Consider the following 25,991-nt stretch of genomic DNA (forward strand, 5'->3'; position numbering starts at 1 on the left):
AAACCTACCTTCCCGTAAGGCGTATTCACTGATCCTAACCCTTGAGTGCTCCTACAGTGATACCCTGCAGGAAATACTTTTGCAGGGCGAAGAAGAGAACTACCACAGGCAGCGACGCAATGACCGCACCTGCCATCATTGCACCGAAGTCGGTAGACTCGGCGAACCTGAAACTCGCCAGACCCACCTGCACCGTTCTCATGGACTCGGATGTGGTCACCAGAAATGGCCAGAAGAACTGGTTCCAGAAAGCTACGAAGGTGAAGATGGCCACGACTGCAAGGCCCGGTTTGGCCATGGGGAGTATGATCTTTCTGTAGATGCCGAACTCAGAACAGGCGTCAATTCTGGCGGCCTCAATTAGTGTGCTAGGAAGAGTGGACATGTACTGCTTCATGAGGAACGTGTTGCTTACCGTACAGAAGAACGGCACTACAAGGGCTGTGTAGGTGTTGCCCATTCCTAGCTTGTTGATGACGAGAATGTAGGTTGGAATCAGAGTAACGTGGTATGGCAACATCATTGTGGAAAGCAGCATCCAGAAAATCGTATCCCTGCCCGGAAAGCGCAGCTTTGCAAAGGCGTACCCTGCCATAGACGAGAACACCACGTTAGCCAGTGTGACCAACCCCGCCACTATGGCGCTGTTCAGAAGCCACCTCGGAGCTTGGCTCTTGCCCAGGAACCTGGCGTAAGGGGCAAGCGAAGGCTTCAGCGGTATCCATGAAGGGTTCATCGAAGCCGAATCCTGCGCATTGGTTACCGACGTCACCAGCATCCAGTACAGCGGGATGATGGTAAACGCGACCCACAAGATCAACACTGAATACATAATTGCCAGCCTGATTGTTTCTCGGCGGTTGTTTTGCGCTTTCACGACCCCATACCTCCTTCGTCCCTAGTACTCCACATCTGTGGAGAGATACTTGAACTGCAGGGCTGATACCACAACGATAACTACGGCCAGCAGGAACGACATGGCCGAAGCAAGCCCGAAATCGAAGTATCTGAATGCGTTCTGATAGATCAGGTAGGCTATGGTTGTCGTGGCAAAGTTGGGCCCTCCTTGCGTCATCAAGTAGACGTTCATAAAGACCTGAAATGAGTTGATAACTCCAGTAACCAACAAGTATAGTGTTGTGGGTTTCAACAGTGGCCAGGTGATGTTGCGCAGCTTAGACCAGTTGCTTGCAGCATCAACATCAGCCGCCTCATAAAGGGACTTCGGAATGCCTCCCATGGCCGATAGATACAGGATCAGTGAAGGGCCATGGCTTCCCAGGTAGTTCATGAGCATGAGGGAAAACAGGGCCGTCTTGCTAGAACCAAGCCACACCACGTTCTCTGCCCCGAAGATCTTCAGGAACCGGTTCAGCAAACCGGCAGGAGTGGGATCCAGGATCCATAACCACACCAGCGAAAGAGTAACCCCTGACGTCACCGCCGGCAGGTACAGCGCGGCCTTGAAGAAAGTTTGCGATTTGGTTCGCAGCTGAAACACAAGGTAAGCCAGTATCAGGCTGATAGCAAGATCCACAGGCACCGTGCCCAGAGTGTAGATCAGCGTAACCTTCATGGACCGCCAGAACACGGGATCTGTGAGGGCGAACCTGTAGTTCGAGACTCCTACCCATGTGGAGGCAAGAGGGCTGTAGTCCTGGAAGCTCATGATGAACGCGCTGACTATTGGGTACAACGTGAAGGCTAGGAACAGCAGCACTGGCGCGGCAATGAAGAAGTAACACCACTTGAACTCATCCAAGAATCTCTTCAAAGTGACGGGTTTCACGGTATAACGGCCCTCCTCGCATGCAGATGCCCCTGGCTAGCGCCTTTTGCTGGCGCTGAAGGGGCCGCCGCTGGGGCGGCCCCTTCGATTAGGGTAGCTCGTGATGTGAGCTACCTTGACAACACGCGCTCAGCGCGCTGAATCAGAGCAGCTGCTGCGTCTTCTGGACTCATCTCATACGCCATGACTGCCTGAAAGATGGGTAGTACTGCCTCGCTGATTATGCGCGACTCCTTGGCCGCAAGATCCAGAGGCAGTGGCTTGCGCCAGTTGATCAGCCTCGTCTGGCTATCGGTGAATGACACGTTATCAGGGTTCAAAGACGCCAAGTTGGCCTTGAACATCTCCCTACCCTTAGACGAAACAGGCGGATATGCAAGCTCGCAGGCGCCCGCGCCAGCCTCAGGGCCCGTCAGGAACTTGAGCAGCTTGGCGGCGTTAGCGGTATGCTCTTCGCCCTGATGCTTCTTCTGCTTGAACAGGCAGTATCCCTCAGAACCGCCGTAGGTGCGCGGCGACTGACCAGCTCTGTACGGGAAGGGCAGCGACACGTAGTCGATGGGCTTGCCCGAGACGGCGCCAACAGCGATGTCCTTCCGCCTCTGAATCGACATGACCTCGAAATACGGGATTCCACGGCCGAATATCGCGGTATCCCAGGTGTTGAACAGCTCCCATCTCCTGCCGGCGCTCATGCCCGAACACTCCTTGGGCATCAGGCCATCGTCCATAAGCTTGCGGATGAGCTTGAAGGCTTCGGCTATGTTCGCCTGGCTCCAGGCGAGCTTGCCGTTGGCTAGAACCAAATCAGTGGCTCCGTTATTCAGCATGAGCATCTCAAGGAATTCACTGTTGTAGCCTGGCATCACGAATGCGTACTGAGTGCGGCCGTCAGGCAGCTTGCGGGTAAGCTTCTTGGCGACATCAAGGAACTCATCCCAGGTCCAGCCATCGCACTGGATCTTGCGCCAATCGATCTTGGACTGCTCGAGCAGCTCACGGTTGCCTCCCAGAGTGTAGATGAACACGTAGAGTGGAATGCCCCAGAGCTTGCCATCGAGGGTGTAGCCATTCAGGCCGATATCCAGCAAGTCGGCGCGCTCTGCGGCGGAGAGATACCCGTCCAGGGGCACCATTAGGCCGGTCTTGGGATACTTCGCATCAAGTTTCCACCAGTAAACATCTGGCGGATCGCCGGCATTCAGCGCGACCTCGAACTTCTGCGGGCCCTCGGCCCAGGAAAGCATCTCTACCTGCACTTCTACGCCGGGGTTCTGTGCATGGAATTTGGCCAAAATTCCTGCTAGTTCCTGGTCATACTGCTTGTGGACGGGATAAGTCCACAAACGAATGACGTCCTTCTTAGCCAGAACAGGTACGGTCAGAGTGGCTGCCATCAGCACCACCAGTAGAGCTAGAACGGACAAGCGCTGCAACTTACTCAAAGTCAGTACCTCCCAATCTTGATCTCCTGGTAATCAGTATCAGTGCATCCCACAGATTCCGTGACCCAGATTCCCGCCCGCAACACGTCCCTCCTTTCATCTCATGCCCTGTAAGCTAGTGCAAACCCGGAACAGTGACCGGGAGTACGCCCGATGGCGTGAGGGATCCGAATACAACCTCAATAGCCGCTTGCATGCTGCAGTCTCTGAAACCGTACGCAGCTATGTAAGTGCCCACATCCGCGAAGTCCTTCACATCGTAGGGATTGCGCATCCCCACAACAACTACAGGCACTCCTACCTCGGCCAGCCGACGCACCAACGCGGCCTGCTGAGGATACAGGTGGCTATTGTAGGTTCCGACTATCACAAGGTCGCGCCCGGCTGCGCCTGCAGCCACCTTCCCGATTTCTTCAGCCGAGGGAGACTGGGATACGCAAATGTCGCTGGCCTCGGGGATTACCGCTCTTACCGCTTTCGCCAACCCAGAGCCGTGTGACCCCGTGTCCTCAACCATAGTGAGGTTCTTGACATCAGGAGTTACAACCAGCACGTTTCGACCGCGCTCAGCATCGTATGGGATGATCCCGTAGTTGTTCTGAACAACAGTCACTGCCCTGCGGGCTATCTCAAGAGCGAGTGCACGATTAGCGGGCGACCCCACCCCACTGCGCCCGACGTCGCTGACTCGGGGTTCGAGTATGCCAAAACGCGCCTTCGCGGCAAGTACACGCCTGACTGAAGAATCGATTCTCTCTCGCGGAATCCGGCCCGAGCGAGCAGCTTCTACAGCGGCTCTGATCGCAAATGCCTGCTCATCAGGCTTATGGCACATCAGAGCAATATCGGCTCCTGCGACTATGGCCCTGATGGCTGCTTCAGCTAGCCCATATTCCCTAGATATGGCGCCCATGAAGAGGTCATCAGTGATAGTAATGCCATCGAAGTGGAGTTCGTTCCTGAGAAGCCCTGTGAGCACGTTACGTGACATGGTTGCAGGAAGCAGAGGTTCAGGTTCGATGGAGGGGAAAGTGACATGGGCAGTCATGATGGCCCCTACGCCTGCTGCGATGGCAGCCTTGAAAGGAACGAGTTCTACGCTGTTCAGCCTTTCGCGACCGTGTGGAACATGGGGAAGGTCGATGTGGGAGTCGATTGTTACGTCGCCCTTGCCAGGGAAGTGTTTCGCCGTGGCTATCACGCCCACCGACTGGCTGCCTTCAATTGCAGCTGTTCCTAGTTTGGCTACGAGCTCGGCATCCTCGCCATACGACCGGGCCCCTATCCCGGGGTTGTCGGGGTTGTTGTTCACATCTAGCACAGGAGCCAGGTTCATGTTCAGACCAAGACCGAGCATCTCCTGCGCCATGACCTCAGCGGCCCTTCGTGCGTAGTTGGGAGAGCCGATGGCGCCTAGCGCCATGTTGCCTGGGAACACACTCACGCCATCGAGTAACCGCGCCACTACGCCGCCTTCTTGGTCTATGGCAGTGATGAACCCGATTGGAACGCGCCTGCGGGCAGCCACTTGTTGTAGGTCGCGGGTGAACGCCCACACCTGCGCATTATCTACGATGTTTCGGCTGAAGAAGATCACATTGCCCACTGAGTTCTGGCTCAGGTGATTCTCCAGCTCTGGGGTGAGGGATTGACCGTCAAAGCCAACCATGACCATCTGCCCAATCTTCTCTTCGAGCGTCATGGAGTTCAGCAGCGACTCAACCACGGCCACGACCTCCCTTTTTGCTCGACACCGCCTGCTTGGTCTTGATCAGGCACGTCATGGCATCCTCGTACCGGCTCATTGCCACCAACACAAACAGGCAGTCGACCACAGATAGCTGGGCTATCCTGGAGGCCAGAGCTCCGCCCCTCATGCTGCCCTCTGCCGCAGAGGTTAGAAGGACGATTCCTGCATGCTCAGCCACGGACGAATGCGGATGATTGGTGATACATATCGTTGATGCACCCACATCCTGGGCCAGGCGCAGCACTTCCAGAGCATCCGCAGTCTCTCCAGAATGCGACACTATCACTACAACGTCCTTCGGCCCCAGCAAAGAAACCCGGGTCAACTGCATGTGCGGGTCAAGCTCGCATTCAGCCGCAACGCCGATTCTCATGAACTTCTGCTTCGCATCCAGTGCAACTATTCCCGAGGCGCCCATGCCAAAGAACGTGGTTGATGTAGCCCCTGCTACCAAAGCCGCAGCCCTCTCCAGCTGCTCGGGATCGAGTACTTTCGCTGTATCCGAAAGCGCCATTGAGTTTGCATGGAACACCTTATTCATGACTACGTCAGCCTCATCCTCGGGTTCAACCTCACCAAAGGCAGTGGGCGGAGCAGCGACTAGATCCCGCGCTAATGCCAGTTTTAGCTGGACAAATCCATCAAACCCAAGCCTCTGGCTGCACTTAACCACAGTAGATTCGCTCACACCCGCAGCCGTTCCAAGCTGCATAGACGACATGTCTACTACATCGTGGGGGTTGCCCATGATGAACTCGGCGACCTTCTGCTCCGATGGTCGCAGTGAGGGCAGTTTCCCACTGATAAGCGGCAAACAGTAGTGCGACACTCCACTACACCTCGTTTGACACAATAGCGTGATTTCGCCCTACACATTCAACATGTGTGGCAGAATTCCTTCCGCAATTCGTGGCCCGCGGAATAATCTCTTATTGGATTCTGTGACGGAGTCGATCGGGATGCCTTCCAAACAGGAAAGCTGTCAGGAAAGCGCAGACCACATTGCCCCTGCGCCAGCCCAGAAAGGCGAGGCGTAGTCACCCTGGCCAGGAACGCACCGCCGAGCGACGCGGCGATGGAGTTCCCAATCACCTGTGATACATGCAGCACCGCCGCTGTTGAAGCCCTTGCCTCCGGCGTGGGAGTTCTCATGGCATGCGCGAATGATAGCGATGACTCGGCTGCAAACACCGCCCTAACCAGCCAATCTGACATACCGGCCACAAGCGCGTTGCCGGTCACGGCCATTACGATGCTGGGAAACGCGATGCCAACTCTCAGCGCAGTAATGGTTTCCACCCCTAGATTGCTCTGAAGCCGGTCGCATGAGCCAGATGGGCAGGGCGGCGGCAATCGACATGAACGCAGCGGCGAAAAGAGTGTACCTGTATTAGAGATAACGATCCATCCTTCTCAGCGGCTCCATGCCGGGCAGGTGGCCTGCGGCTAGAGTGCCCACTGCGTTGTTTGCCGCGCTAGAAGCGAAGCCGCTCAAGCTGAACAACCGGGCCCTGTTCTCCTAAGCGCTCTGCTCGGCCAGAAAAGGTAGCCGCAGCAGGAAGTCGCCAGTCCCCTCAATCCATCTACGACGAGAACCAGTCAAATGGACTGATATCTGCAAGATCCTCAACGCTTCCCACAACCCGTGTAGGGCGGATGCAGGACGACTCAAGGCCCTGCCTATCGGTGGCGCCCGACATCACAAGAACCGATCTCAATCCATTCCTGACCGCCAATTCTATGTCGGTATTCAGGCTATCGCCGATCATGACAAGCTCATCATGGTGCAGGCCAAGGATTCCGGTTGCACACTCTAGTATCTCAGGATGCGGCTTGCCGAGGAAACGTGCAGATCTGCCAGTGGAACACTCAAGCACACGAGTCATAGCTCCGCACCCGAGTATGAAACCATGCTCACACGGGATAATCAGATCCGGATTAGTGGCCACGAATCTAGCCCCCTCGCTCACATGCCTGGCAGCAACGCACAATAGGTCATATGATAGGCTCCGCATCTCAGCCATGAGCACGCAATCGGGGCGTTCATCAGTGACGAGCTGGAAACCGGCGTTCAACAGACCCTGTTCCATCGAAGGTTCTCCAATACACAGAATCCTGCCGCCGTCATAATGCTTGGTGAGGAAATCCACAGCCACCTGACCGGCGGTGAGTATCGATGCCGGCGGCGCCTTTATCTCCATGTCATGCAGCTTGTGACTGTATTCATGGGCGGACCTGGCGGAATTATTCGTCACAAAAAGGAAGGGCACACACTGCTGCTCGAGGAAGTTGATGAAGCGCACAGCTCCTGGTATGGGTTCAGAGGCCCGGTAGATGACTCCATCCATATCGATTAGCACGCCGATCTGGTTCAACTTGCACGCTCCTTAGCTATCCTATCTGAGTGCCATCGGCTACAGGTTCATCGACGGACAGTAGCACCACATCGCCCTGCCCGAGTAGTCCGCCCATTACCAGCACCTCTGATGCGAACCCCGCGATCCGACGAGGCGGCATGTTCACAACTGCAATTACCTGCCTGCCTACGAGGGTATCCGGAGCATAACGCCGCGTAATCTGGCGCTTTCCTTCTCAGGGCCAACCGTTTGAGCACATGATACCACAGATCAACCCATGAGCCGTCGTTCTACCTCTCGCCATGAGTAGTGACACACCATCACGCACACGTGCAGGGCAAGTCGCGTTGCAGCCGGACTCCTTGCCAACGCCCCAAACGTATTGGAAGTTGCCCAGCATGAGCATGCAATTGATACCTTCATACAGCAAAGCCCCCTGCACTTATGCAGGGGGCCACGAGGGGCAAACGCGGGCCTAGCGGGTGTAGTGGCGGCGAAGCTTGCGCACTACATAGCGACGGTGTCGGGAATCGTCTTCGTTATCACAATGCTGAACTACTACTACTCAGTCGTGCTTTTCCCGGAAGGCAATCCCAGCATCGCCTCAGCCGCAAGGTGTGCGAGTCTGCTCGCCGCCTATTTCGCGACCAGAGTTGTACTTGTCACTTTTGCAGGCGCTGTGTTCACAAAGCCGCTCGCGGTCGGGTTAACCACCCTTGTCGTAAGCTATCTCGAGCCCATCGCAGCATCGTTTCAGCGCAGCAAGTCGCTCGTGGCATATAGCCTGATCAATGTGGCGAGCCAAGCACTGGGGACCGGGACTTCGGCTAAAATGACGCCTGGGGCAGGCACTGTGCCAAGTTCTGGGGCAACAGCGATCGTTGGAGAAGGAACTGAGGTCAACGGATGGGTTCTTCCTGCAGCACTGGTGATCGAGGTTGCGGCAATGGTGTTGCTTACCATCTGGCGCATGAAGCGCCTTGAGATCGCACCGGGCACGGAGCGAGGCTGAGGCCCAACCTCATTGCCGCACCTGGCGGAGGCGTGCTGAGAACACACGACACTGAGCGCGCACGGCGCTGCTATATCATCCGCCCTGATATACATGTCCCAGTATGGCCCCTGGAATCCCTCTACTAGAATGTCGATATCCGATCTATCATGAAAACAACCTTCCGCAAGAGAACCATACACGATAACCGCCGACGCTCCATTCCGTCGTCGGTCACCACCCATTTCTGCCCTGCCATGCTCCTGGCCTCCCTGCTGCTATCCAGGCGAGCCAGAGCATGAGGCTGCCAACCACGAACAGGAACAGCTTCTGCACGCCGGGAGTGAGCCACACGGGCCCTGTTGGCAGCCTTCAGCACCACGTGGCGCCGAAGAGATAGAGTTGTCGGGTTACCGTCCCTCCTGTCAGTCGATCAAGCGCCCACCAGCCGAACCCCGCGCCGAATCCCGCTGCCACACCGCCAATCACGGCTCCCAGGACCGTAGCGCCAATCAACGCCCACATGGTGGGCGCTACGGCCTTGACCAACTCCCATGCAGTCAGCTCGCCGCCTGTCGTCCTGACCGCCCAGGCAATCGTGGCGGCAGTCGGCACTGCCAGTGCCACAATAATGGCGACAAGCCTGCCCGCCACAGTGCGTCGCAGCGACCCGGGCCAGGTCGCCGCCAATTCGCCCCACCCATGCAACTGCTCCGGAGCCAACACCGAGGCCGCAAACACAGGCGCCAGCACGGGCAAGTATACCTCCGCCATTCTCATGCACAGCAGCACCCACCTGCCCGCATCAGCGCCCATGTCCATGCTCGCGTCGGTCGGGCCGCCGCCTGGAACCGCCTCTGCCAGGGCAAGCGCCAGCACAATTGGCGCCAGCAGATGCACCCACGAGGCCATGAGCTTGCCACCGTATTTGAGCTCCACCATCACCCTGATCACTTCGCTGCTGCCTCCTGTGCCGCCCTGGCAATGGTCGCCTCAAGATCAGCCACAGTCACAATGCCGTCGCGACCAGCTTGCCCCGCCCTGAGCAATGAGTACACCCGTCTCACGGTTTCCAGCCCGTAATCCTTCCTCGCCTGTTCCAGCATCAACTCTGCGTGAGCCCACAAGGAGCCACTATGCATAACGCCGGGCCAGTATTCCTGCTCCGCTTTCTCCAACATGCGCTGAGCAGCATCGTGCTCCCCATTGTGCTCCATGAAGAGCACCAGAGCATAGCGAAGCACCCCGTTGATAACGTTCATCTCACCTTCCGACGCAGGGTGCACGATGGTGTCCCACCGTGTTCCGCCTTCTGGCCACCACGCGCCCAACACAGCGTTTTCCACCACATTCCTATCGTAGGGCAGCATTTCATTCGCGCCTTGATGTCCTGAATCGCCTCGCGCCAGGCGCTGCACCACCCTGGCATTCACTACCATTGCCCCGGAAGGGGCCAAGAGTGGGCTCGAGGGGAGACTTCCCAGCCTGGGCGTGGGTGGATTGGCCGGAACTATCTCACTGCCTGATTGCGCCAATGCCTCGTAGAAATCCCACCTACGATCTAGATACGTGCGGGCAATGTCGGGGAGCTCAACCCCGCCCTGGCGTGCGGCGCCAACAGTCAGGTAAAGATCCCTAGCCCAGTCCGATCTGAACTCGTACACAGGGTTCTCACCCTCGCCTGATATCAACGTGCCTGGTATGCCCATGTCCACCCGGGTTCCAGGGGGCATGCCTGTATGCACCCTCACATGCATGCAGGCCGAGGGATGAGAGTTCTCAACCCATGCCGCCTTGAGGGCAGCGCCCTCGGTTCGCAGGTCAGTCACCCCCATCTCTCCGTTGGCTACGGCGACGTATCGTGTATGTCGGGCTCCAGCAACGGGGTACCAGGCCAGTCCTGCAGGGAGCCATGCCCTATCCGGCCTGACGATGCCGTTGAGTTCAGTGTTGAGCCACAGGAACTTGCCAAGAGTCCAGTCCTGCACAGGACCGCGGTAGGATATGCGAACAGCGCAGCTCTGTCCGGGCGCAAGCGGAGTGTCCAACTGCACACTCAGCAGGCTGGCGCGTCGGTCGCAGCGAGCGGCGTTCCAACTCCCCTGCCTGACCTGGCAGCCTTCAACTGCGAATTCGCCCCTCAATGTGAACGAAAGCGTACTCAACGGCGCAACACCCGAGTTGATCACGTCCATGACCACGGTATTCTGAAACACACCCTGAGACGGGTGCAGGCGCACCTCCATGTCGTAGGAGCGCACATCTGTCGCCGGGCGAAGTCCCAGCTCAAGCGCTGAAAGCCCTGCCAGTGCCCTGGTTTCCTCTGGCGCCATGCTCACGGAATTGCGCGACGCTTCGAGGCGCGGTGACCAGCGAACCCAGCTAGCCCCCAGAGCTAGCCCGAAGGCAGCCACCGTCACTGCCACTGCCGCCGCCGACATCAGGCGACGCCCCGCCGCCGCCTCGCGGCCCCTCTTGACCAAGCCCGCCGCGGCGCCCGCCCCGAGCAGGCCCAATGCCACCATGGCCACGGCTGTCAGTCCACGGTCAAAGTCGTGCGCAGACCCCATGTCGAGCACCGCAAGCCACCTGGTTGTCGGCCTCCAGGAAGCCTGCCTGCTGCCCATGACCACGGCAAACCACAACCCTGCAGCCACTGGGTAAGCCACCACTGGCGAACCTATTAAGTACCCCACCGCGTAGCCCAACCCTGCAGTCATGACCGCACCAGGCAGCAACTGAACAAACCAGAAACTTACAGCCGCCGCAATGTTCACCGGCATTCTGCCGTAAGCAGCCCAAACCAGCCCCGTTCCCCACACTACTGACACAGCCTGAACTGCAGCGAAGGCCAGGAAAAGCCCAAGTGCTTGGCCTATTGCGATCTCAGTGTTGGTGTGCCAGTAGGTGTCGGTCATCTCAGACGCACGCCCCGACCTGGCCATCGTACCAGCCCACGCTGCCAGCAAAGTGAACACGAGCAGAGCCATCTCATTCATTGAGGCCGCCGATGCCACCGTGGTTTCCACCGGCGCAGCCGGAAATCCATCGGCGCGGTTTACTGCGCCAACGGTCAGGATCACCAGTAGCGCCAGCACTGCAACAACGAACAGCGGAGAACGAGCGATCAGAACCAGCTGATACCGGGCGATGCTCCTGATGCTCCTCACATCACATCGCCTCCATCAGCGCAATGTAGGCATCTTCAAGGGTTGGCTCAGCGGCCGGCGAGGTCGACGCCCCATCCCCGAGGACAGGCGCGGCAGCCGAAACCACCCGCGCTTCCACCATGTCGCCTGAATTCCGCGCGCCCACTACCGTGATATTTGATCCCGCCGACAATCGCTCGAACGCATCGCGGCGGCACCGCACCTCCCACACCTTTCCCCTTGCTTCCGTGATAAGCTGCGCAGGGGAGCCGCGGAACACTATCCTTCCCTTCCGTATCACTGCCATATTGGAGCATGTGGATTCCACGTCGGCGACGATGTGAGTGGATAGTAAGACCACTCTGTCGCCGCTCATCATTGACAACAAGTTGCGGAACCTAATCCGTTCCTCAGGGTCTAGCCCTGCTGTAGGTTCATCAACAATCAGCAGGCTGGGATCCCCCAGCAGGGCCTGGGCTATTCCGAGCCTCTGCAGCATTCCACCAGAGAACTCCCGCACACGCCGCCTGCGGTCCCCCCACAAATTCACTATCTCCAACACCTGCTGTATGCGCCTGCGCCGGTCTGCCCCATTGAAGAGGCCCTTCAAAGAGCCTATGTAGCCGAGAGTCTCCCACGCCGTAAGCCTCGGATACAGCCCGAAGTTCTGTGGCAGGTAACCCAGCTTACGCCTGACCGCCTCCTTGTTCCGGGCAAGTTGCACGCCATCCACAGTCACCGACCCTGATGTGGGATCATGCAGCGCGGCGAGGATTCTCATCAGAGTGGTCTTGCCGGCCCCATTAGGACCGAGAAGGCCGAACATGCCAGCGCCGATTGTCAGGTCCACGTCCGACAGCGCCGTCACATTCGGCCTATACACCTTCGTGAGTTTCGAGACCTCTATGTGCACTGATCGCACCCCCTACCGAATCGCTCAACACCTATACGATCATCCGGCATCGAACGTTCGAAGCCAGAGGTACGCTTCCTCAAGGCTAGGTTCCACACCGCGCCACCCATCACAGCCGCCAGGAAGGTTCTGTGCATCGGCAGCAAGAGCGCGAACGATCGCACCCCCTCCATACTGCCTCGCAGAGCTAGTCACCACCAGCTCAGCCCGGTTAAGTGCATGCAGGGCGCTGTCACACAACTCTTTTGTGTAAACTGAACCTCGAGCCAGATCCACCAGGTCCTCAGGGCGTCCGGCGAACGTGACCCTGCCGCTATCCAACACCAGCAGGCTGTCACACAGACTGTCCACATCGGAAATGGCTGACGCTGATATCACGCATGTGGCATTCAACTGCCTGTTGCGCAGCATGTTCCTGATGCGAGCGCGTTCAACAGGGTCACACGATGTCATGGGCTCGTCCAGCAACAAAACCCGAGGCTTGCCCAACACAGCCGCCGCAAGCACTGTTCGGCGCCTCTCACCCTCTGATCTGCGCCACAACGGCGCGGTAGTGTCAGGGTCCAGCCCACAGTCGATGAGGGAGGTCCGGGCAGCCTCGTTGAGTTCGTTCCCCGCCATGCACTTCAGTTCTCCGATGTACTGCACAAACTGCGTCGAACTGAGATTAGGGTACACGCCAAAACTCTGAGGCATGTATCCCAGCATCGATCGGTACCATCTGAGATCCACAGGGCTTGCTCCACCTCGATCAACTCGGCGGCCCTCAAATACCACACATCCCCGGGCTGGCGACTGCGACGTTGCGAGGCGCCTGATGAGGGCGGTTTTTCCCGAGCCATTCGGGCCCACAATTGCTGTTATGCCCCTCGATAACCTGGCATCCACGTTCTGAAGCACCCAACGACCGCGGCTCGCCCATGCATCTGCCCGCGACCACAGGCCTGAGACCTCAAGAACCTGCTGCACCAGGCCAACCCCCTTCCTCCAGGCGCTTCAACCGAAGCAGGGTTATCCCTATCAGCACCAATCCGCAGGCTACGTACGTCAGTTTCCACTCAAGCCATTCCTGGGCTCCAACAGGCGCAAAAGGGCTGACGCCTCCGTGCAGCCCCGTGGGAAGCAGGCCAAGGGCGCCAATGGCCGACATCACTGCCACAGCAGTTGCTGGCCCCCATTCCAGCGACGCGTAGAGCGCGACCCCTGTAAGCAGCACTGCCGGACCCAGCCACGACAACAGCACCAACCCGAATGGCTGGCCTCCAATGATCGACACTGCAGCTGCAGCTACAAGGCCCACACCTGTATCCACCGCACTAGCGATCAGCACCCTCGCAAGAGCCAGCTGAGCAGGCCCCACCGGGCACACACCCTCTATCTCGCTCACCCCGTAGTATCCCGCCCTCAGCGCATACACCAGGAAAAGGCCTGCACAAATGGGAACTGCCGCCGAAGCTGCCAGCAGACCTCCACTGGCCACACACGCAGCTAGGAAAGCCGCCGCAAACAGCGCCACTCCCAACACCAGGCCTCTGGGCCCGATTATGTGCAACTGGCCCATGATGATGCCCATTGACACTCTCCGCGCCGGCGCGACTGCAACGACCGACTGGGCCGTCTGCGCTGCTGTGGCCGCTCTGGCCTCCTTGGCCCCCCGCGCCGCTTGGGCCAACGCCTTCGACTGCTCCACAGTGGGCACAGGAGCAGGATACGACGCAATGGCATGCAGAACCGCACGAGCCCCATCATCGTCGCCCAAGTCCAGTTCAGCAAGGATCACATCTATCTTCTTGTCGTCAGTGCATCGCCCGCGCATTCTCCAGCCCCCTTGTCCTCCATGATCCGTTTGAGCTTGTTCACCGCACCATGAAGCCGGCTCTTCACTGTGCCCTCCGGAACACCCAGAGCCTTCGCGACCTCCGGAATCGAAAGGTCCTGATAGAACCTGAGCACCAGTGCCTCACGATAGATGAAAGGCAGTTGAGCCAGAGCCTCGACAACCTCCCGCCGCTCCAGGCGACTCACGGCTTCATCGTGCGCGTCGTTGTCACTTGGCCCACTCGGCCTCGCCTCCGATTCGCCAACATCGCCATACAACCTGACACGCCGGGCATACGCCGATTTTAGGTAGTCCTTGAGGCAATTGCAGGCTATCGTGAAAAGATACGGCCTCACCGGCCCCGGGTATCTGTACCTGTCGATTGTCGCGCAGAACCGAGCGAAACACTCCTGAGCAGCCTCTTCAGCCAGATCGACGTCACGGCACATTCTGTACAGGTAACCAAGCAGCGGGCCGTGGTATCTGTGAACGAGCACCTCGAACGCAGCCTCGTTTCCATGCTGGCACTGCAGCGCCAGCCGCTCATCAGAGAGCGAGACCTCGTTCAAGAGCCCACCTCCCCCTTCTCGCAGCCGTGCCCGTATCTACTACGATGCAGCCAGTACAAAGGTTCAGTTGGTGATGCAGAAACTGAGGCCAAGCGTAATCCCGAGGATCGTTGCCACTACGAACGTCGAGCCTGATGAAGCATGCCCGATCGACTCGCTCTAGCCGAAAATCCAGCTCCCACAGAGCGGCTCTGTTACTGCCCCATTTGAGCATCTGCACCTCCTACGCAACTGCCCCAGGCGGTGGTTGACGCCCGCCGGGCAGGGAACTCACCAGTCCGCCGACTCCGCGCTAAGGCCCAGCGGCGCAAGCGCCCTGGGCAGGATGCCCAGGCAGGCTGCGATAGTCATCCCGTAGTTCGTAACGGGCACTCCCGCATCCTCCAGCCCGTCGAGGCGCGACACCATCTCGCGCCTGTTCAGCATGCACCCGCCGCAGTGCACGGCCAGCTTGAACCGGGCCAGATCAGCGGGAAAGTCCACCCCGCGGCGCCACTCGAACGAAAGCTCTCCGCCGGCTTTCCGTTTGAGCAGTCGTGGGATCTTCACGGCGCCTATATCGTCGTCAACCGGGTGATGTGTACACGCTTCAACAATGAGGACATTGTCTCCCGGCTCGAGAGACTCGATGGCATGCGCGCCCCTGGCAAGCAGCCCGAGGTCGCCCTTGTGCCGGGCGAAGAGGATCGAAAACGACGTGAGGTCAACCGAACCAGGCACGAGGGCATCGACTTCGCGAAACGCCTGGGAGTCGGTGATGACCAGTCGGGGCCGGAAGGCGGGGGCAGCAAACACCTTCTCGAGCTGGGCCACTCGCGTCGCCATCGCGACGGCATTGTGATCGAGGATGTCGCGTATGGTCTGGACCTGGGGCAGTATCAACCGTCCCCTGGGCGCCTGCACATCTTCCGGGATCACAAGCACAACCGTGTCACCTGGGGTCAGAAGATCGCCCACGATGGGCGGTCCGTCCAGCTCCTGCGTCCCCTGCGTCCGCGAAGCCACGGCCCGGATGGCTTCGATGAGTTGCCCCAACCCTTCTCGAGTCATCGCGCTGACAGGTACGCGCGGGGCGCCCGGCAAGTCATGGGCATCCGCGTGAAACTCGCGGCCATCGGACGAGACTTGAACCATATCGGTCTTGTTGACCACTATTGCATACGGGACATGTCTCTGGTCAAGTTGAGAGAAGAGCGTGCTCTCGGGTCCGCCTGCACCCTGGGTCGCATCTATCACAACCAGAGCCATGTCTGCCTTGTTGATTGCTCTCCGAGTCCGGGCCACGCGCGCGTCTGCAAGGACGCTCTCATCGTCGATTCCGGGCGTATCGATGAACACCACAGGCCCGAGCCCGTGAATCTCCATTGCCTTGTAGACGATGTCGGTTGTGGTGCCGGCGACGGGCGACACCACCGACACGTCCTGCCCGCATATGGCGTTTATCAGGCTGGACTTGCCCGAGTTCATCCTTCCTAGAACGGCGATATGGATACGATTCGACATCGGGGTCGCATCAAAGCTCGCTGGGCTCATTTCGCGCCTCCTCAGTGTTTGAAAGCGTCCGCCTAATACAGACGGCCCGCTAGAAGTAGAGATCCCTCTCGCCGCTCTTGATTTGCTCAATTCTGCGCTCGCACTCCTGACGCAGCCTCGGGTCGACTTCGGCGAACGCGCACCTGATCGCCGGCTCGGCAAGCCTGACGGTATCCGGGGACGCGTAATCGCACAGGTATTCCTGGAAGGTCAGCAACGCGTTGGGTTGGCAGAATTCGTGGATGTGGCTGGTCTTGGCGAGAGACATGAAAGCCTCGCCTGTCCTGCCAGACCTGTAGCATGCAGTGCAGAAACTGGGGACATAACCCGAGGGGAGGAGGTCGCGGATGATCTGGTCAAGATCGCGGTGGTCGCTCACCTCGAACTGCGGAGTGTCGTAGGCCTCATTCCTGCTGTACTCCCCAACTCCAGTGCACGAACCCGCGCTTATCTGCGATATCCCTAGGGCTATCACCTCCTGGCGGAACTCGGCAGCCTCCCGCGTTGACAGGATCATCCCTGTGTACGGCACCGCCAGGCGCAAACAGGCGACTATCCGCTTGAAGTCGTCATCTGACACCAGGTGCGGAAATTCATCGAGCGACATTCCGGCGGCGGGCCGCAGTCGCGGGAACGAGATGGTGTGCGGTCCGACTCCATGGGCGCCATCCAGGTGGTGCGCATGCCGAAGGAGCGCGACAGTTTCGAAACGCCAGTCGTACAGACCGAATAGCACCCCGATTCCGACGTCATCGATGCCGCCGGCAAGCGCCCTGTCCATGGCAGTGGTGTGCCAGTCGTAGTCCGCCTTGGGCCCATTGTGCACGCGGCGATAGGTCTCGCGATGGTAGGTCTCCTGGAAGAGCACGTAGGTTCCGATGCCAGCGTCCTTAAGCCTGCGGTAATCGTCCACGGTGGTGGCCGCGATGTTCACGTTGATCCGACGTATGCTGCCGTTGTCGCAGTGGGTATCGTATATCGTCTGCATCACCTGGGTGATGTAGTCGATGGGGCAGTTTGCCGGGTCCTCGCCGGCCTCCAGCGCGATACGCTTGTGGCCCATCCTTTCGATGGCCCGGACCTCCTCGCGCACCTCGTCCATGGTGAGCTTACGCCGGGGATAGTTGTTGTCCCTCTTGTAGGCGCAGTAGTTGCAGTTGTTCACGCAGTAGTCGCTCACATACAGCGGGGCGAAGAAGACCAACCGCTTTCCATATATGGTCTCCTTGATCTTCCGCGCGGCCGCATAAACCTCACTCAGCAGCTCGGGGTCGTCAACCCACAGCAGGGCCGCCAACTCCTCGAGGTCGAGCCCGCGCAGTTCGAGCGATTTGGCGAGAACACCTCTGACGGCAGCCGAGCTGTAGCGCTTGCCCTGTTCGAGGGCCCTGCCGATCTCCTCGTCGTCTATGAAAGTGCACTCAACTCTGTCTCGCGACATCTGAGCATTCCCCTTTCCGTATGTCCTCTTTCCGTATGCCCTGTCCCCATCGAGCCTTGGGGCTGTCTCCCCGCCCGGGACAGATCGACATGCCCAGCCGGTTGATCTCACGCCTGGCCGCATCTACTGCCTCGGCGATTTCATCTCCATCGGCCCCGGGCTTGCCGGGGTAAATCTCGTAAAGGCTTCTGTACTGCCATGGAGTCACATCCAGCATGAGAACATTCGCCCCGGCGAGGAGAGCGAGGAAACGAGCATCGCCGAAGCAATCTGTGTCTTCACGCCCGGGGCCGTGAGGCGGCGCGCTGCAGGCGCCCTGGCCGTAGCTGCCAGATAACTCGCCCATCGTCGCTAGATACGCGGCAGCAAGGCCCCTCCAGGCGTTGTCCTGTCTGCCGACTACGCCAAGAGCGGTAGTGGCTGGCATGTGCGCCATCGGAACCAGCAGACGCGCGACTGCAACGGTGTTAAGTGTGGCGCGAACATCGGGCGTCCGGGCTGGCCACCGCGCGTGGCCCCGTTCGTGCGCCGTGCCGCCGCCAGCCGCGCTCGAGTCGCCGCCCGTTGCGCCAGCGCGCAGCGGGGTATCGGGATGCGGGATGAACGGCCCGATGCTCACCATTTCGTAGTCCTCTTCCCTGCACAGGAGGAGGTCGCGGGCCACCGACGCCCGGTCTTGGCCAGGCAGGCCCAGGATTATCCCGGAGCCAACTTGATAGCCCATATCCCTCAGGGCTTTCAACCTCCCAAGACGCGCCGCAAGTGTGGTCGTGGGTTTGAGCCTCGCGAACAGCCCGGGGTCGCCCGTCTCGAACTTGAGCAGAAACCTGTCCGCCCCCGCCTCTCTCCATAGCCGATAGTGCCGGTCAGGCGCCTCACCCACGCTCAGGGTCACGGCTGCCCCAGTTGACGCCTTGATTCCGCTTACCGCTCTCGCGAGGCCGTCCGGCGGGTAGCCAGGGTCCTCACCCGACTGCAGGACGAAGGCGCCGAACTTGTGAACTCGGCATGCAGCCAGGGCGGCGCGGATGATCTCATCCGGGTCCATCCGGTATCGAGCGACCCTGCCGTTGCTGCGACGGAGCCCGCAGTAGAGGCAATCCTGCCGGCAGTAGTTGGAGAACTCGATTATGGCCCTGAGGTGCACACATGAGCCGACGGCCGCCACCCGCGCCCGGTGGGCGTCTGCCCACAGAGCCGTCTCACGAGCCGGACCAGGCGGGTCAAGAGCCGCTGCGATATGTGCAGCCGTAAGGCTGCCCTGTTCGTCGGCGCCAAGTCCGCCGAACAAGGCGCGGTCGCCCGTGGCAACACAGCTACTCGCCATCTTTGCCATCCAAATTGACCAGGGTGACGCGGGACTTGACGCCTCCGATCGACCCCAATTTGCCTGTCATGGCGCCGATTGTGTCCGTGTCGCCGTCCAGGATGAGCGCGATCACCGAAACGCCCCGGTCCTTGTATGGAACCCCCATGCGACCGACGATGATGTCCGCATAGTCGCTCAGAATGCGGTTTACAGCAGGCGCAGCGTTCAGCCTGTCCTGCACCACAATCGCCGCCACGCCCACGCGCTTGTTGACTCCCGGACTGCCTGCCTTCGCCTTCTCGCCTGACGATGCCATTTTCTCTGTCCCCTCCTTCTATTAGCTCCCCACGCTCGCCGGTATCGCGAACCCGATCATGACGCGGTTTTACCCAATCAAAAAACCCGTCGTGCGGACGGGTTGATACTCCTGAGGCGAGAAAGCCCTCAGGAAAGCGTCAACCCTAGGTTCAGGCCCAAACCCTACCCGCAGGTATCCTCAGTATTCACCTGATAGGCGCCGCAGTCGCAACGCAGTAGTCCCGTTGGCGGCTGCGCACAATGTCATTGTAGCACAGCCCGCTTGTGAAGGAAAGCACAATCCGCTCGGGCGATGGTGCCACTTTTCTGGAGTATTGGTGTCAGAATATCACACTGGCTGACGATATGGTGATAAAGGGGCGGGTCAAGAGAGGAAAGGGTCTGTCGAATCGCCGAGACGCATTCGCGCGGCGCAGACAAGAACCTGCGCTCTGTTCTGAAGATGGAGTTGGTCAAGAATCTGTCTCATGTGGTGCTTTACGGTCCGCTCGCTGATGAAGAGGGCGCTGCCTACTTCCTTGTATGACATTCCGGACGCGACAAGCCTGAGGACCTGCATCTGGCGCGGCATCAGTATCGATTCGGTTTCTATGCGGCGGTCGTCGTCCGCCCGGCGCTCGGCCCCCGCGCGATCGCCGTGAGGCGCCGGGTCACGAGAGCGCTGGCTATCTCGGGCCTCAAGTAGAGTGCCAAGACGCGTGAACTCCTCCAGGATTCTCGCCGTAAGGCCTGGGGAAAAGGCTACTTCGCTCTTTTCCAGGGCCGACAGCATCTCCATTAGCTCATCGGCGTCAACGTCCTTCAAAACATAGCCGGAGGCCCCGCTCTTTACTGCCTCGAACACGCTGCTGTCGGAGTCGATCGCCGTAAGGATCACGATACTCATTTCCGGAAGCTCCGCCTTGATCAGACGCGTGGCAGCTAGCCCATCGCATCGCGGCATGGATATGTCCATCAGTATCACGTCCGGACGCATCTCGCGCGCCATCGCAAGCGCCTCCAGCCCGTCCTTGGCCGTCCCCGTTGCCTCGACCCCGCGCCCCGCCATCAGGTCGGCTAGGCCGCAGGCGAACAGCGGATGGTCGTCAACGATCAGGATCCTCATCGGTCTGGTCCCCTTCGTCGAATCTTGACTTGAGTGGAATGCATACCCTAACCTCCGTGCCCTCGCCGGGCGCGGATCGCAGCGTCAAGTCGCCGCCTAGCCGGTCAGCCGGCCAGCCGGTAAGGGCCTGGGCGGCAGGGTTGATGGCCACGATCCGGTCCTCGAAATTGGTCACGATTATGCCGTCGTCCATGTCCCCGACCACGGTGGACCAGGCAACCCAATTGTCACCCTTATGACTCTGACAGTCGCGATCGCAAGCAGTGTGTATGAGTAGGCTGTCCAGATCCAGAACCAAGGGCCGTATGCCTTGGCGATGAGTGCAACCGGTCCGCTTGTGTCGAGCCTGATGTTGTAGCGCATCAGCTCGTGATGTCCGCTGATCCATACCATCACCTGGGTGATTGCAGGCATGATCAGAAGGAGCAAGATATTGCGCCGAGTCAGCCGCTCCCCCTTACCTGACAGACCGAGCGCCGTAGCGAACCACGCCACAGGCACAGGGGTTATCCCGGCATACTCGATTCTCGACCAAAGGAGTTTGGCTTCTAGCTCCGCACTGCAGAGCTCCATGGCGTTGCAGAGCGACCACTGAGCCGTAGCCAGCATGAGGCAGCACAGAGCCGTTGCCCCGGGCCTGCCCCGATGCCTCCAGGCGACTACAGCCATCACAAGAGCTGTGATGCCGCTCACTATGTACGGAATCGAAAAAGGCGTGTATTCGAAGTGCATTGTGCTCAACCTCGTGACAGGTTACTCTGCACTTCTTTCTTCGATGATGTGTTCGCGGATAACCCTGCAAATCCCGCGGGTTTCCTTGGCTACGCTACCACCTTGCTCATAAACGTGATCGTCGTGATGCCCAGGCGCAGGACGTAGCCCTTGTTCTACCGGTAGTTAGCCTGTGCCTCTCTAGCATACAGGGCATCAGTGCACAAGATATCGCAGTATCGGTGGTTCCTAAGCTCATTTTCCGCAGCAGAAGAGGCTGAGTTTTCGTGCTGTAGTCAGATACTGTAGTCAGATTCTCTGAGAAGGTGCTGGCAGCGCTCATGTCGAACATAGCCCCGATGCAGACGCGAGGGTGGTCGGCATGGCGCTGAGGAACCCTCAACCCGTATCCATCGGGCGTTTTCACGAAGTGCGATCGGTAGGCGAGGTCTGCAAAATCCTCGTCCTGAACAGGATGGCAGGTTACCGCAACCATCTGGTTCATCTGTACCATCAGGCGACAGTGGAAGAGCCATATCACATAGTCTCGGAGAATCTGGATGGCTTCCGTGCGTTTTCGGATTCCATTCGAGGAAGGTGCGGCACTAGAAGGCGCGACCGATGGCTTGAAGAGTCTGCGGTCTGAAGATATCCTTCTGGACATGTATCGGAGTACTGTCGCCCGTATCTCGGGATGCTAGCATCAGGCAGAAGAATGGAGACGTTCGCAACCCGGAGGTGAGCCGTATGCCGGACTTGCTTCAGGCAATCATAGACAGGATAGTCGAAACTGCCGAGCCAGACCGCATAGTGCTATTCGGATCCAGAGGCCAGGGCAAGGGCGCCGCGGATAGCGACTACGATGTGTTGGTTCTCAAGCACGGCGTGACTCATCGCAGACGCCTCGCGCAGGCGATCTACCTCGAACTGGCCGACATTCCGGCCCCAGTTGACGTGATTGTGGAAGACCCCGACAGAATCGAGAAGTACCGAAATACTCCCGGTTTCATCTACAGTGAAGCCCTCAAGGGACGCGTGGTCTATGAGTGGTGAGGCATGGCGAGCACGGATCGGAAGAGCAGAAAGCAACCTCGCCCGCGCCAGGCTTGGTCGCCAGTCGGAGGACATCCCGTACGAGGATATCTGCTTCGATGCGCAGCAGGCTGCGGAGAAGGCCCTGAAGGGCCTCTTGGTGCACTCAGGTCTGGATGTGCCAAGAACCCATTCCATCGGCTACCTTCTATCACTTATCAAGGAGACTGGCGGCATGCCCGTGCCGCCGCAGGTGGAGCAGGCCGCGCAGTTATCGGACTACGCCGTAACCACCCGGTATCCCGGGGACTGGGAACCCGTGGGCGAAGACGAGTACAAACAGGCTCTGGCGCACGCTGAAGAGGTGTGGAAGTGGGTGATCACCGTCACCGGGTACAAGTAGAGTCGGAGACCCCCGGAACTCAGTAGTTCCCCGCGACCATCGCTCCGTATTGTCCGTGCCCACAAACACCACATTGTCGAGTCTGCGGAGGGATCCAAGTATGCGGGCCGGACGCAAATCGGCCCCTGCAGATCCCCTCTTCCACCCCCCTGGCCCACGTCCGGTCTCCGACCGTATGTGACCTCGCATCGAGGAAAGCCGCCGATGCTTCCTTCAGCTTGACCGCGTCACGCGAGGCAACCGTTCATGGCCCCTGTACAACTGATTCCAAGCTACGTTCAACTCCTCGGGGGTACATCATCGACATTGACAGCACGATAGTACACGTGGTTGATCTCAACCGCGATGGCGCTTTCCACACTCGAGTCAGCAACCTCATAGACCTTACCAAGCGTCCAGTGGGTCCGGTCAGCACAGGAACAGCCTGATCCACGCCAATCGACAGCAGCCAGATCCTCTCTCGGAAGAACACGCCTGGATTCCGACTCAAAGGTCACCGAGTCGGCGACTGCTCCAAGATAATCGCCCCGTTCCGCCTCCGGCAAGACCTCCTGGGTGATCCGATAGGTGTTGCCGCCGGCCTTGATCATGGTCGGATCCCTGGTATCGAGGCAATACGTGCCTTCCGCCCCCGTAGTCCTGCGTTTGAGATGCAAGAACTGGTCTTCCCTCGAGACGCCGACCGACTTTACTGCCCGGTGAAAGCGTCCATCGACATCGACGGCCAGTTCTCCCGACTCGAACAGCGAGTAGACATTCCCAAAGGAGTAGACAGTTCCCGATATAGAGTCAGAATCCCTGCTAAATGGAGCAAAGTCGATCAGACGCCCATCCTCCAGGACCATCGCCCATTTCCGGATAGTTCCGACCCAGGTGTTCAGTGCTTCCCGCTCGACTGTATCCTCAAGAATCGCGTATTCATCTCCCATATAGTCGAACAACCGAACGTCTTCCCTATGGATGCGACACGCCTCTGGGCCTCGGCTCACTCTCGAAGCTGTCGGTCTGACGCCAGAGCATCCTGCAAGAGCCATTGCCGCCAGTGCCAGCGGCAAGAGAACCCGATGTCTGATCCACACTGTACTGTCCTCCTTTCCTCTTCTCCACAGCGATTTCGCAGGCGTCTCAAGCGGTTCACCTTCCCAGTCTGAGACTCACCTGCTCTTCCGGAACGCCCGCGCCGCCCAGATCGTCAGCAGGCATGAAACCGCGGCCGCCGTCATGCCGAGTCTTCCCCAGGGAAACACAGTACCCGGGAGGAATCCGGCAGCCGCATAGTACGGCCACATCAGAACGATCCACGCCGTCACGGAGTTGAGTGGGATTCCCGATGCGACGATCGCGAGAATCGAGGCGATAGCAGCACAGAGCAGCGATGCGATCCGTCTCTTCCGCAGAAGCAGCGCCGCCTGGCCCGCGAGCACCGGCGATTCGAACAGCAGGAGAACCTCGAGCGGACACAGAACCTGCGAAACGCGGATCGTTCTCTGTCCGAGGATGACATTCGCCGCCCCGACTGAAAGGATCGATGTGGCAAGCACGGACAATGAGCAGAAAGCAATGGCGATGAGCAGATCTGCCAGGACGAACGCAGAGGGGCGCGAGGACCTGCGAATGTGAAATCCATCTCCTGCCTCGAACTCTTCTCCGACACTCAGGCTCTCCCACAGGAAGAGAAGAATCGGGAACACGACAGCGTAGCCCGTGAAGATCAAGGTCAGCCGGTCCTCAATGGAGTAGTGGTCCATTCCGATAAGGAGAAAGGATGCCAAAACTGTTCCTGCAATGGTGTGCGATGCCAGAAGGGTCGTTAGCGCACTCCCCTTCATCCGATAGCAGCGGCACGCCAGAACAAGACATGTCTGCTTCAGAAAGCCCCCCATCATCTGTTCACCGTCCTGGTTCTTCTGCTCTTCCAGAGAACGAGCGCGGCGAGAACCGCGGCCAGCAGGACCCCCAGGAAGATCGCGGCATACGGCTTCCCCTGCATCGCCTGAGCGATGGTCCCTCCATTGTATTCCTCAAGCGCTCCAGACGGATGAATGGAGAGCAGTCGCCCGGTCGCGACAAAAGGGTAGCTTGCCGGCGCCAGATACCAGAATGTCGCCTGCGCGGCCAGCGGCCCCAGTGCCATGTTTATGCAGCACAAGGCGACAAGGAGTACGCCTCCCGGTTTCACAGACGCAAGTTGCGTCACAGGTATCATCCACGCTTCGGCCAACAAAATCGCCAGAAAAGCCAAGCAGTAGCGACCAAACGGAATCGGATGCGTCTCCATCGCGCCCGCCGTGAGGCGTGCGATTCCAGCGACGAACAGGCAGCAGATCGCAGAGGACAACGCCGTACGGATCGTTACGAGGAGCAGATCCGCCGCCACGAGCGACTCTTCCGGCATCCCGGAAAACGCTCGATTCTGCCCATGAGCGGCACTCCTCTCATAGTCCCACCGTATCCACTGAAAGGCAGACATCAGCATACTCATGAAGAGGAGTTCCCACCAGTACACCATTGCTCTCGATGCATTGGATGCTCCCGAGATCAGGACGGACACGAGAAACGTGGTCAGCGGGACAAGGACCATGAGCGAAGCCATCCCGCTGTGCTTCTCCTTGAGGTACTCCGACTGGATAGCACTCCTCATCGCGAACGGTCCTCATGTCGGGTTTCGGAAGACGGGATAAACAGACCTTGGAGATGCCGAAGGTCTCCGCTGGGTCCATCGAAGATGATGCGGCCCCCCTGCAGCATTATGACACGGGGCGCCAGCGCCTGAATCTCCAGCAGATTGTGGCTCGACAGCAACACCGTCGTCCCCTGTTCCTGCAAGCGATCGATCAGCTCAATGAATTGGTCGACGCCCACGGGATCCAGCCCGCTTGTCGGCTCATCCAGAAGCAAGAGTTCGGGGTCGGGCAGCAGCGCCATGCCTATCCCGAGCCGCTGCCTCATGCCGATCGAGAAGAACTTCGCGCGCTTTTTCCCAGCATCCTCGAGTCCGACCATCTGCAGCACTTCCTCAATCCTCAGGTTGCGGATGCCGCGCACGAGCGCGAGCACCTTCAGGTTATCAAAAGCTGACAGATGACCGTACAGCGGAGGCCGTTCGATCAGCGCTCCGATGCGCTGCTGGTCCGATGCGGTCAGTGGGCGCCCCTGAAGGAGTACCTCGCCGGAATCCGCTCGTTCGAGCCCCGCAATGATCTGCAGCAGCGTCGATTTTCCGGCGCCGTTCTCACCAAGAAGCCCGGTCACCTCGCCCTTCTGCAAGGAAAAGGCGATATCGTGAAGAATCTCGACCCCACCATATGATTTCATGACGCCCTTGACCTCAAGCATAGTTCAGAGTCGCCTCCGATG

At 59.1% G+C, this 25,991-nt stretch carries 27 protein-coding genes and 1 pseudogene; 4 read left to right on the plus strand and 24 right to left on the minus strand.

Annotated elements, in window-relative coordinates; translation table 11 throughout:
• Positions 1 to 34 precede the first annotated feature (34 nt).
• From VB144_05550 to VB144_05580, 7 genes and pseudogenes are all read right to left on the minus strand, one after another.
• Positions 35 to 832 (minus strand): carbohydrate ABC transporter permease, encoded by a 798-nt coding sequence (locus VB144_05550; protein MEA4883109.1) that lies wholly within the window; start codon positions 830 to 832, stop codon positions 35 to 37.
• A gap of 66 nt (positions 833 to 898) precedes the next feature.
• The gene (locus tag VB144_05555) at positions 899 to 1,789 is read right to left on the minus strand and encodes a sugar ABC transporter permease (GenBank protein ID MEA4883110.1); all 891 of its coding nucleotides are present in this window, start codon (positions 1,787 to 1,789) and stop codon (positions 899 to 901) included.
• A gap of 110 nt (positions 1,790 to 1,899) precedes the next feature.
• Complete coding sequence (locus tag VB144_05560; protein MEA4883111.1) at positions 1,900 to 3,234, minus strand: extracellular solute-binding protein; 1,335 nt, start codon at positions 3,232 to 3,234, stop codon at positions 1,900 to 1,902.
• A gap of 115 nt (positions 3,235 to 3,349) precedes the next feature.
• Positions 3,350 to 4,960 (minus strand): beta-N-acetylhexosaminidase, encoded by a 1,611-nt coding sequence (gene nagZ / locus VB144_05565; protein MEA4883112.1) that lies wholly within the window; start codon positions 4,958 to 4,960, stop codon positions 3,350 to 3,352.
• Positions 4,953 to 5,813 (minus strand): MurR/RpiR family transcriptional regulator, encoded by an 861-nt coding sequence (locus VB144_05570; GenBank protein MEA4883113.1) that lies wholly within the window; start codon positions 5,811 to 5,813, stop codon positions 4,953 to 4,955. The genes nagZ and VB144_05570 overlap by 8 nt, the downstream gene beginning before the upstream one ends.
• A 754-nt stretch (positions 5,814 to 6,567) precedes the next feature.
• Complete coding sequence (locus VB144_05575; protein ID MEA4883114.1) at positions 6,568 to 7,359, minus strand: HAD-IIA family hydrolase; 792 nt, start codon at positions 7,357 to 7,359, stop codon at positions 6,568 to 6,570.
• A gap of 16 nt (positions 7,360 to 7,375) precedes the next feature.
• Positions 7,376 to 7,564 (minus strand): annotated as a pseudogene (locus VB144_05580) (tRNA-binding protein).
• 264 nt (positions 7,565 to 7,828) lie between these two features.
• On the opposite strand from VB144_05580, the gene VB144_05585 reads away from it, so the two are divergent.
• Positions 7,829 to 8,353: a hypothetical protein gene (locus VB144_05585; protein ID MEA4883115.1), complete on the plus strand. Its 525-nt coding sequence runs from the start codon at positions 7,829 to 7,831 to the stop codon at positions 8,351 to 8,353.
• Positions 8,354 to 8,704: 351 nt separating this feature from the next.
• Here VB144_05585 and VB144_05590 read toward each other — a convergent pair whose 3' ends face one another.
• The 13 genes from VB144_05590 to VB144_05650 form a co-directional block, all read right to left on the minus strand.
• On the minus strand, positions 8,705 to 9,286 hold the full coding sequence (locus VB144_05590; protein MEA4883116.1) for a hypothetical protein: 582 nt from the start codon (positions 9,284 to 9,286) through the stop codon (positions 8,705 to 8,707).
• Positions 9,283 to 11,502 (minus strand): hypothetical protein, encoded by a 2,220-nt coding sequence (locus VB144_05595; protein ID MEA4883117.1) that lies wholly within the window; start codon positions 11,500 to 11,502, stop codon positions 9,283 to 9,285. The genes VB144_05590 and VB144_05595 overlap by 4 nt, the downstream gene beginning before the upstream one ends.
• 1 nt (position 11,503) lies before the next feature.
• Positions 11,504 to 12,394: an ABC transporter ATP-binding protein gene (locus VB144_05600; protein MEA4883118.1), complete on the minus strand. Its 891-nt coding sequence runs from the start codon at positions 12,392 to 12,394 to the stop codon at positions 11,504 to 11,506.
• Positions 12,395 to 12,433: 39 nt separating this feature from the next.
• Positions 12,434 to 13,363: an ATP-binding cassette domain-containing protein gene (locus VB144_05605; protein MEA4883119.1), complete on the minus strand. Its 930-nt coding sequence runs from the start codon at positions 13,361 to 13,363 to the stop codon at positions 12,434 to 12,436.
• Positions 13,347 to 14,210, minus strand: coding sequence for a hypothetical protein (locus VB144_05610; GenBank protein MEA4883120.1), 864 nt, complete (start codon positions 14,208 to 14,210; stop codon positions 13,347 to 13,349). Before VB144_05610 ends, VB144_05605 begins: the two co-directional genes overlap by 17 nt.
• Complete coding sequence (locus tag VB144_05615) at positions 14,177 to 14,782, minus strand: RNA polymerase sigma factor (GenBank protein ID MEA4883121.1); 606 nt, start codon at positions 14,780 to 14,782, stop codon at positions 14,177 to 14,179. Before VB144_05615 ends, VB144_05610 begins: the two co-directional genes overlap by 34 nt.
• Before the next feature lie 270 nt (positions 14,783 to 15,052).
• On the minus strand, positions 15,053 to 16,315 hold the full coding sequence (hydF, locus tag VB144_05620; GenBank protein ID MEA4883122.1) for a [FeFe] hydrogenase H-cluster maturation GTPase HydF: 1,263 nt from the start codon (positions 16,313 to 16,315) through the stop codon (positions 15,053 to 15,055).
• 49 nt (positions 16,316 to 16,364) lie between these two features.
• Positions 16,365 to 17,756: a [FeFe] hydrogenase H-cluster radical SAM maturase HydG gene (gene hydG / locus VB144_05625; protein MEA4883123.1), complete on the minus strand. Its 1,392-nt coding sequence runs from the start codon at positions 17,754 to 17,756 to the stop codon at positions 16,365 to 16,367.
• On the minus strand, positions 17,737 to 19,083 hold the full coding sequence (locus VB144_05630; protein MEA4883124.1) for a radical SAM protein: 1,347 nt from the start codon (positions 19,081 to 19,083) through the stop codon (positions 17,737 to 17,739). Before VB144_05630 ends, hydG begins: the two co-directional genes overlap by 20 nt.
• Positions 19,073 to 19,381, minus strand: a complete 309-nt coding sequence (locus VB144_05635) for a TM1266 family iron-only hydrogenase system putative regulator (protein MEA4883125.1) — start codon at positions 19,379 to 19,381, stop codon at positions 19,073 to 19,075. Before VB144_05635 ends, VB144_05630 begins: the two co-directional genes overlap by 11 nt.
• A gap of 366 nt (positions 19,382 to 19,747) precedes the next feature.
• Positions 19,748 to 20,488 (minus strand): response regulator transcription factor, encoded by a 741-nt coding sequence (locus VB144_05640; GenBank protein ID MEA4883126.1) that lies wholly within the window; start codon positions 20,486 to 20,488, stop codon positions 19,748 to 19,750.
• Positions 20,469 to 20,681 carry a PAS domain-containing protein gene (locus tag VB144_05645; protein MEA4883127.1) on the minus strand — a complete coding sequence of 71 codons (213 nt, stop codon included), beginning with the start codon at positions 20,679 to 20,681 and terminating at the stop codon, positions 20,469 to 20,471. The genes VB144_05640 and VB144_05645 overlap by 20 nt, the downstream gene beginning before the upstream one ends.
• Positions 20,666 to 21,220, minus strand: coding sequence for a histidine kinase N-terminal 7TM domain-containing protein (locus tag VB144_05650; GenBank protein MEA4883128.1), 555 nt, complete (start codon positions 21,218 to 21,220; stop codon positions 20,666 to 20,668). The genes VB144_05645 and VB144_05650 overlap by 16 nt, the downstream gene beginning before the upstream one ends.
• Positions 21,221 to 21,581: 361 nt before the next feature.
• Here VB144_05650 and VB144_05655 point away from each other — a divergent pair, with 361 nt between their 5' ends.
• The 3 genes from VB144_05655 (at position 21,582) to VB144_05665 (ending at position 22,634) form a co-directional block, all read left to right on the plus strand.
• Complete coding sequence (locus VB144_05655) at positions 21,582 to 21,845, plus strand: HepT-like ribonuclease domain-containing protein (GenBank protein MEA4883129.1); 264 nt, start codon at positions 21,582 to 21,584, stop codon at positions 21,843 to 21,845.
• Positions 21,846 to 21,946: 101 nt separating this feature from the next.
• Complete coding sequence (locus VB144_05660) at positions 21,947 to 22,252, plus strand: nucleotidyltransferase domain-containing protein (protein MEA4883130.1); 306 nt, start codon at positions 21,947 to 21,949, stop codon at positions 22,250 to 22,252.
• Positions 22,242 to 22,634: a HEPN domain-containing protein gene (locus VB144_05665; protein ID MEA4883131.1), complete on the plus strand. Its 393-nt coding sequence runs from the start codon at positions 22,242 to 22,244 to the stop codon at positions 22,632 to 22,634. Before VB144_05660 ends, VB144_05665 begins: the two co-directional genes overlap by 11 nt.
• Before the next feature lie 278 nt (positions 22,635 to 22,912).
• Here VB144_05665 and VB144_05670 read toward each other — a convergent pair whose 3' ends face one another.
• The 4 genes from VB144_05670 to VB144_05685 form a co-directional block, all read right to left on the minus strand.
• On the minus strand, positions 22,913 to 23,713 hold the full coding sequence (locus VB144_05670) for a NisI/SpaI family lantibiotic immunity lipoprotein (protein ID MEA4883132.1): 801 nt from the start codon (positions 23,711 to 23,713) through the stop codon (positions 22,913 to 22,915).
• 75 nt (positions 23,714 to 23,788) lie between these two features.
• Positions 23,789 to 24,406 carry a hypothetical protein gene (locus VB144_05675; protein MEA4883133.1) on the minus strand — a complete coding sequence of 206 codons (618 nt, stop codon included), beginning with the start codon at positions 24,404 to 24,406 and terminating at the stop codon, positions 23,789 to 23,791.
• A 110-nt stretch (positions 24,407 to 24,516) separates the two neighbouring features.
• Positions 24,517 to 25,275, minus strand: coding sequence for a hypothetical protein (locus VB144_05680; protein ID MEA4883134.1), 759 nt, complete (start codon positions 25,273 to 25,275; stop codon positions 24,517 to 24,519).
• On the minus strand, positions 25,272 to 25,970 hold the full coding sequence (locus VB144_05685; GenBank protein MEA4883135.1) for an ATP-binding cassette domain-containing protein: 699 nt from the start codon (positions 25,968 to 25,970) through the stop codon (positions 25,272 to 25,274). Before VB144_05685 ends, VB144_05680 begins: the two co-directional genes overlap by 4 nt.
• Between the last annotated feature and the right edge of the window lie 21 nt (positions 25,971 to 25,991).

The sequence above is a fragment of the Clostridia bacterium genome (assembly GCA_034926675.1).
In the GTDB taxonomy this organism is placed as follows: Bacteria; Bacillota; DTU025; order DTU025; family DTU025; genus JAYFQW01.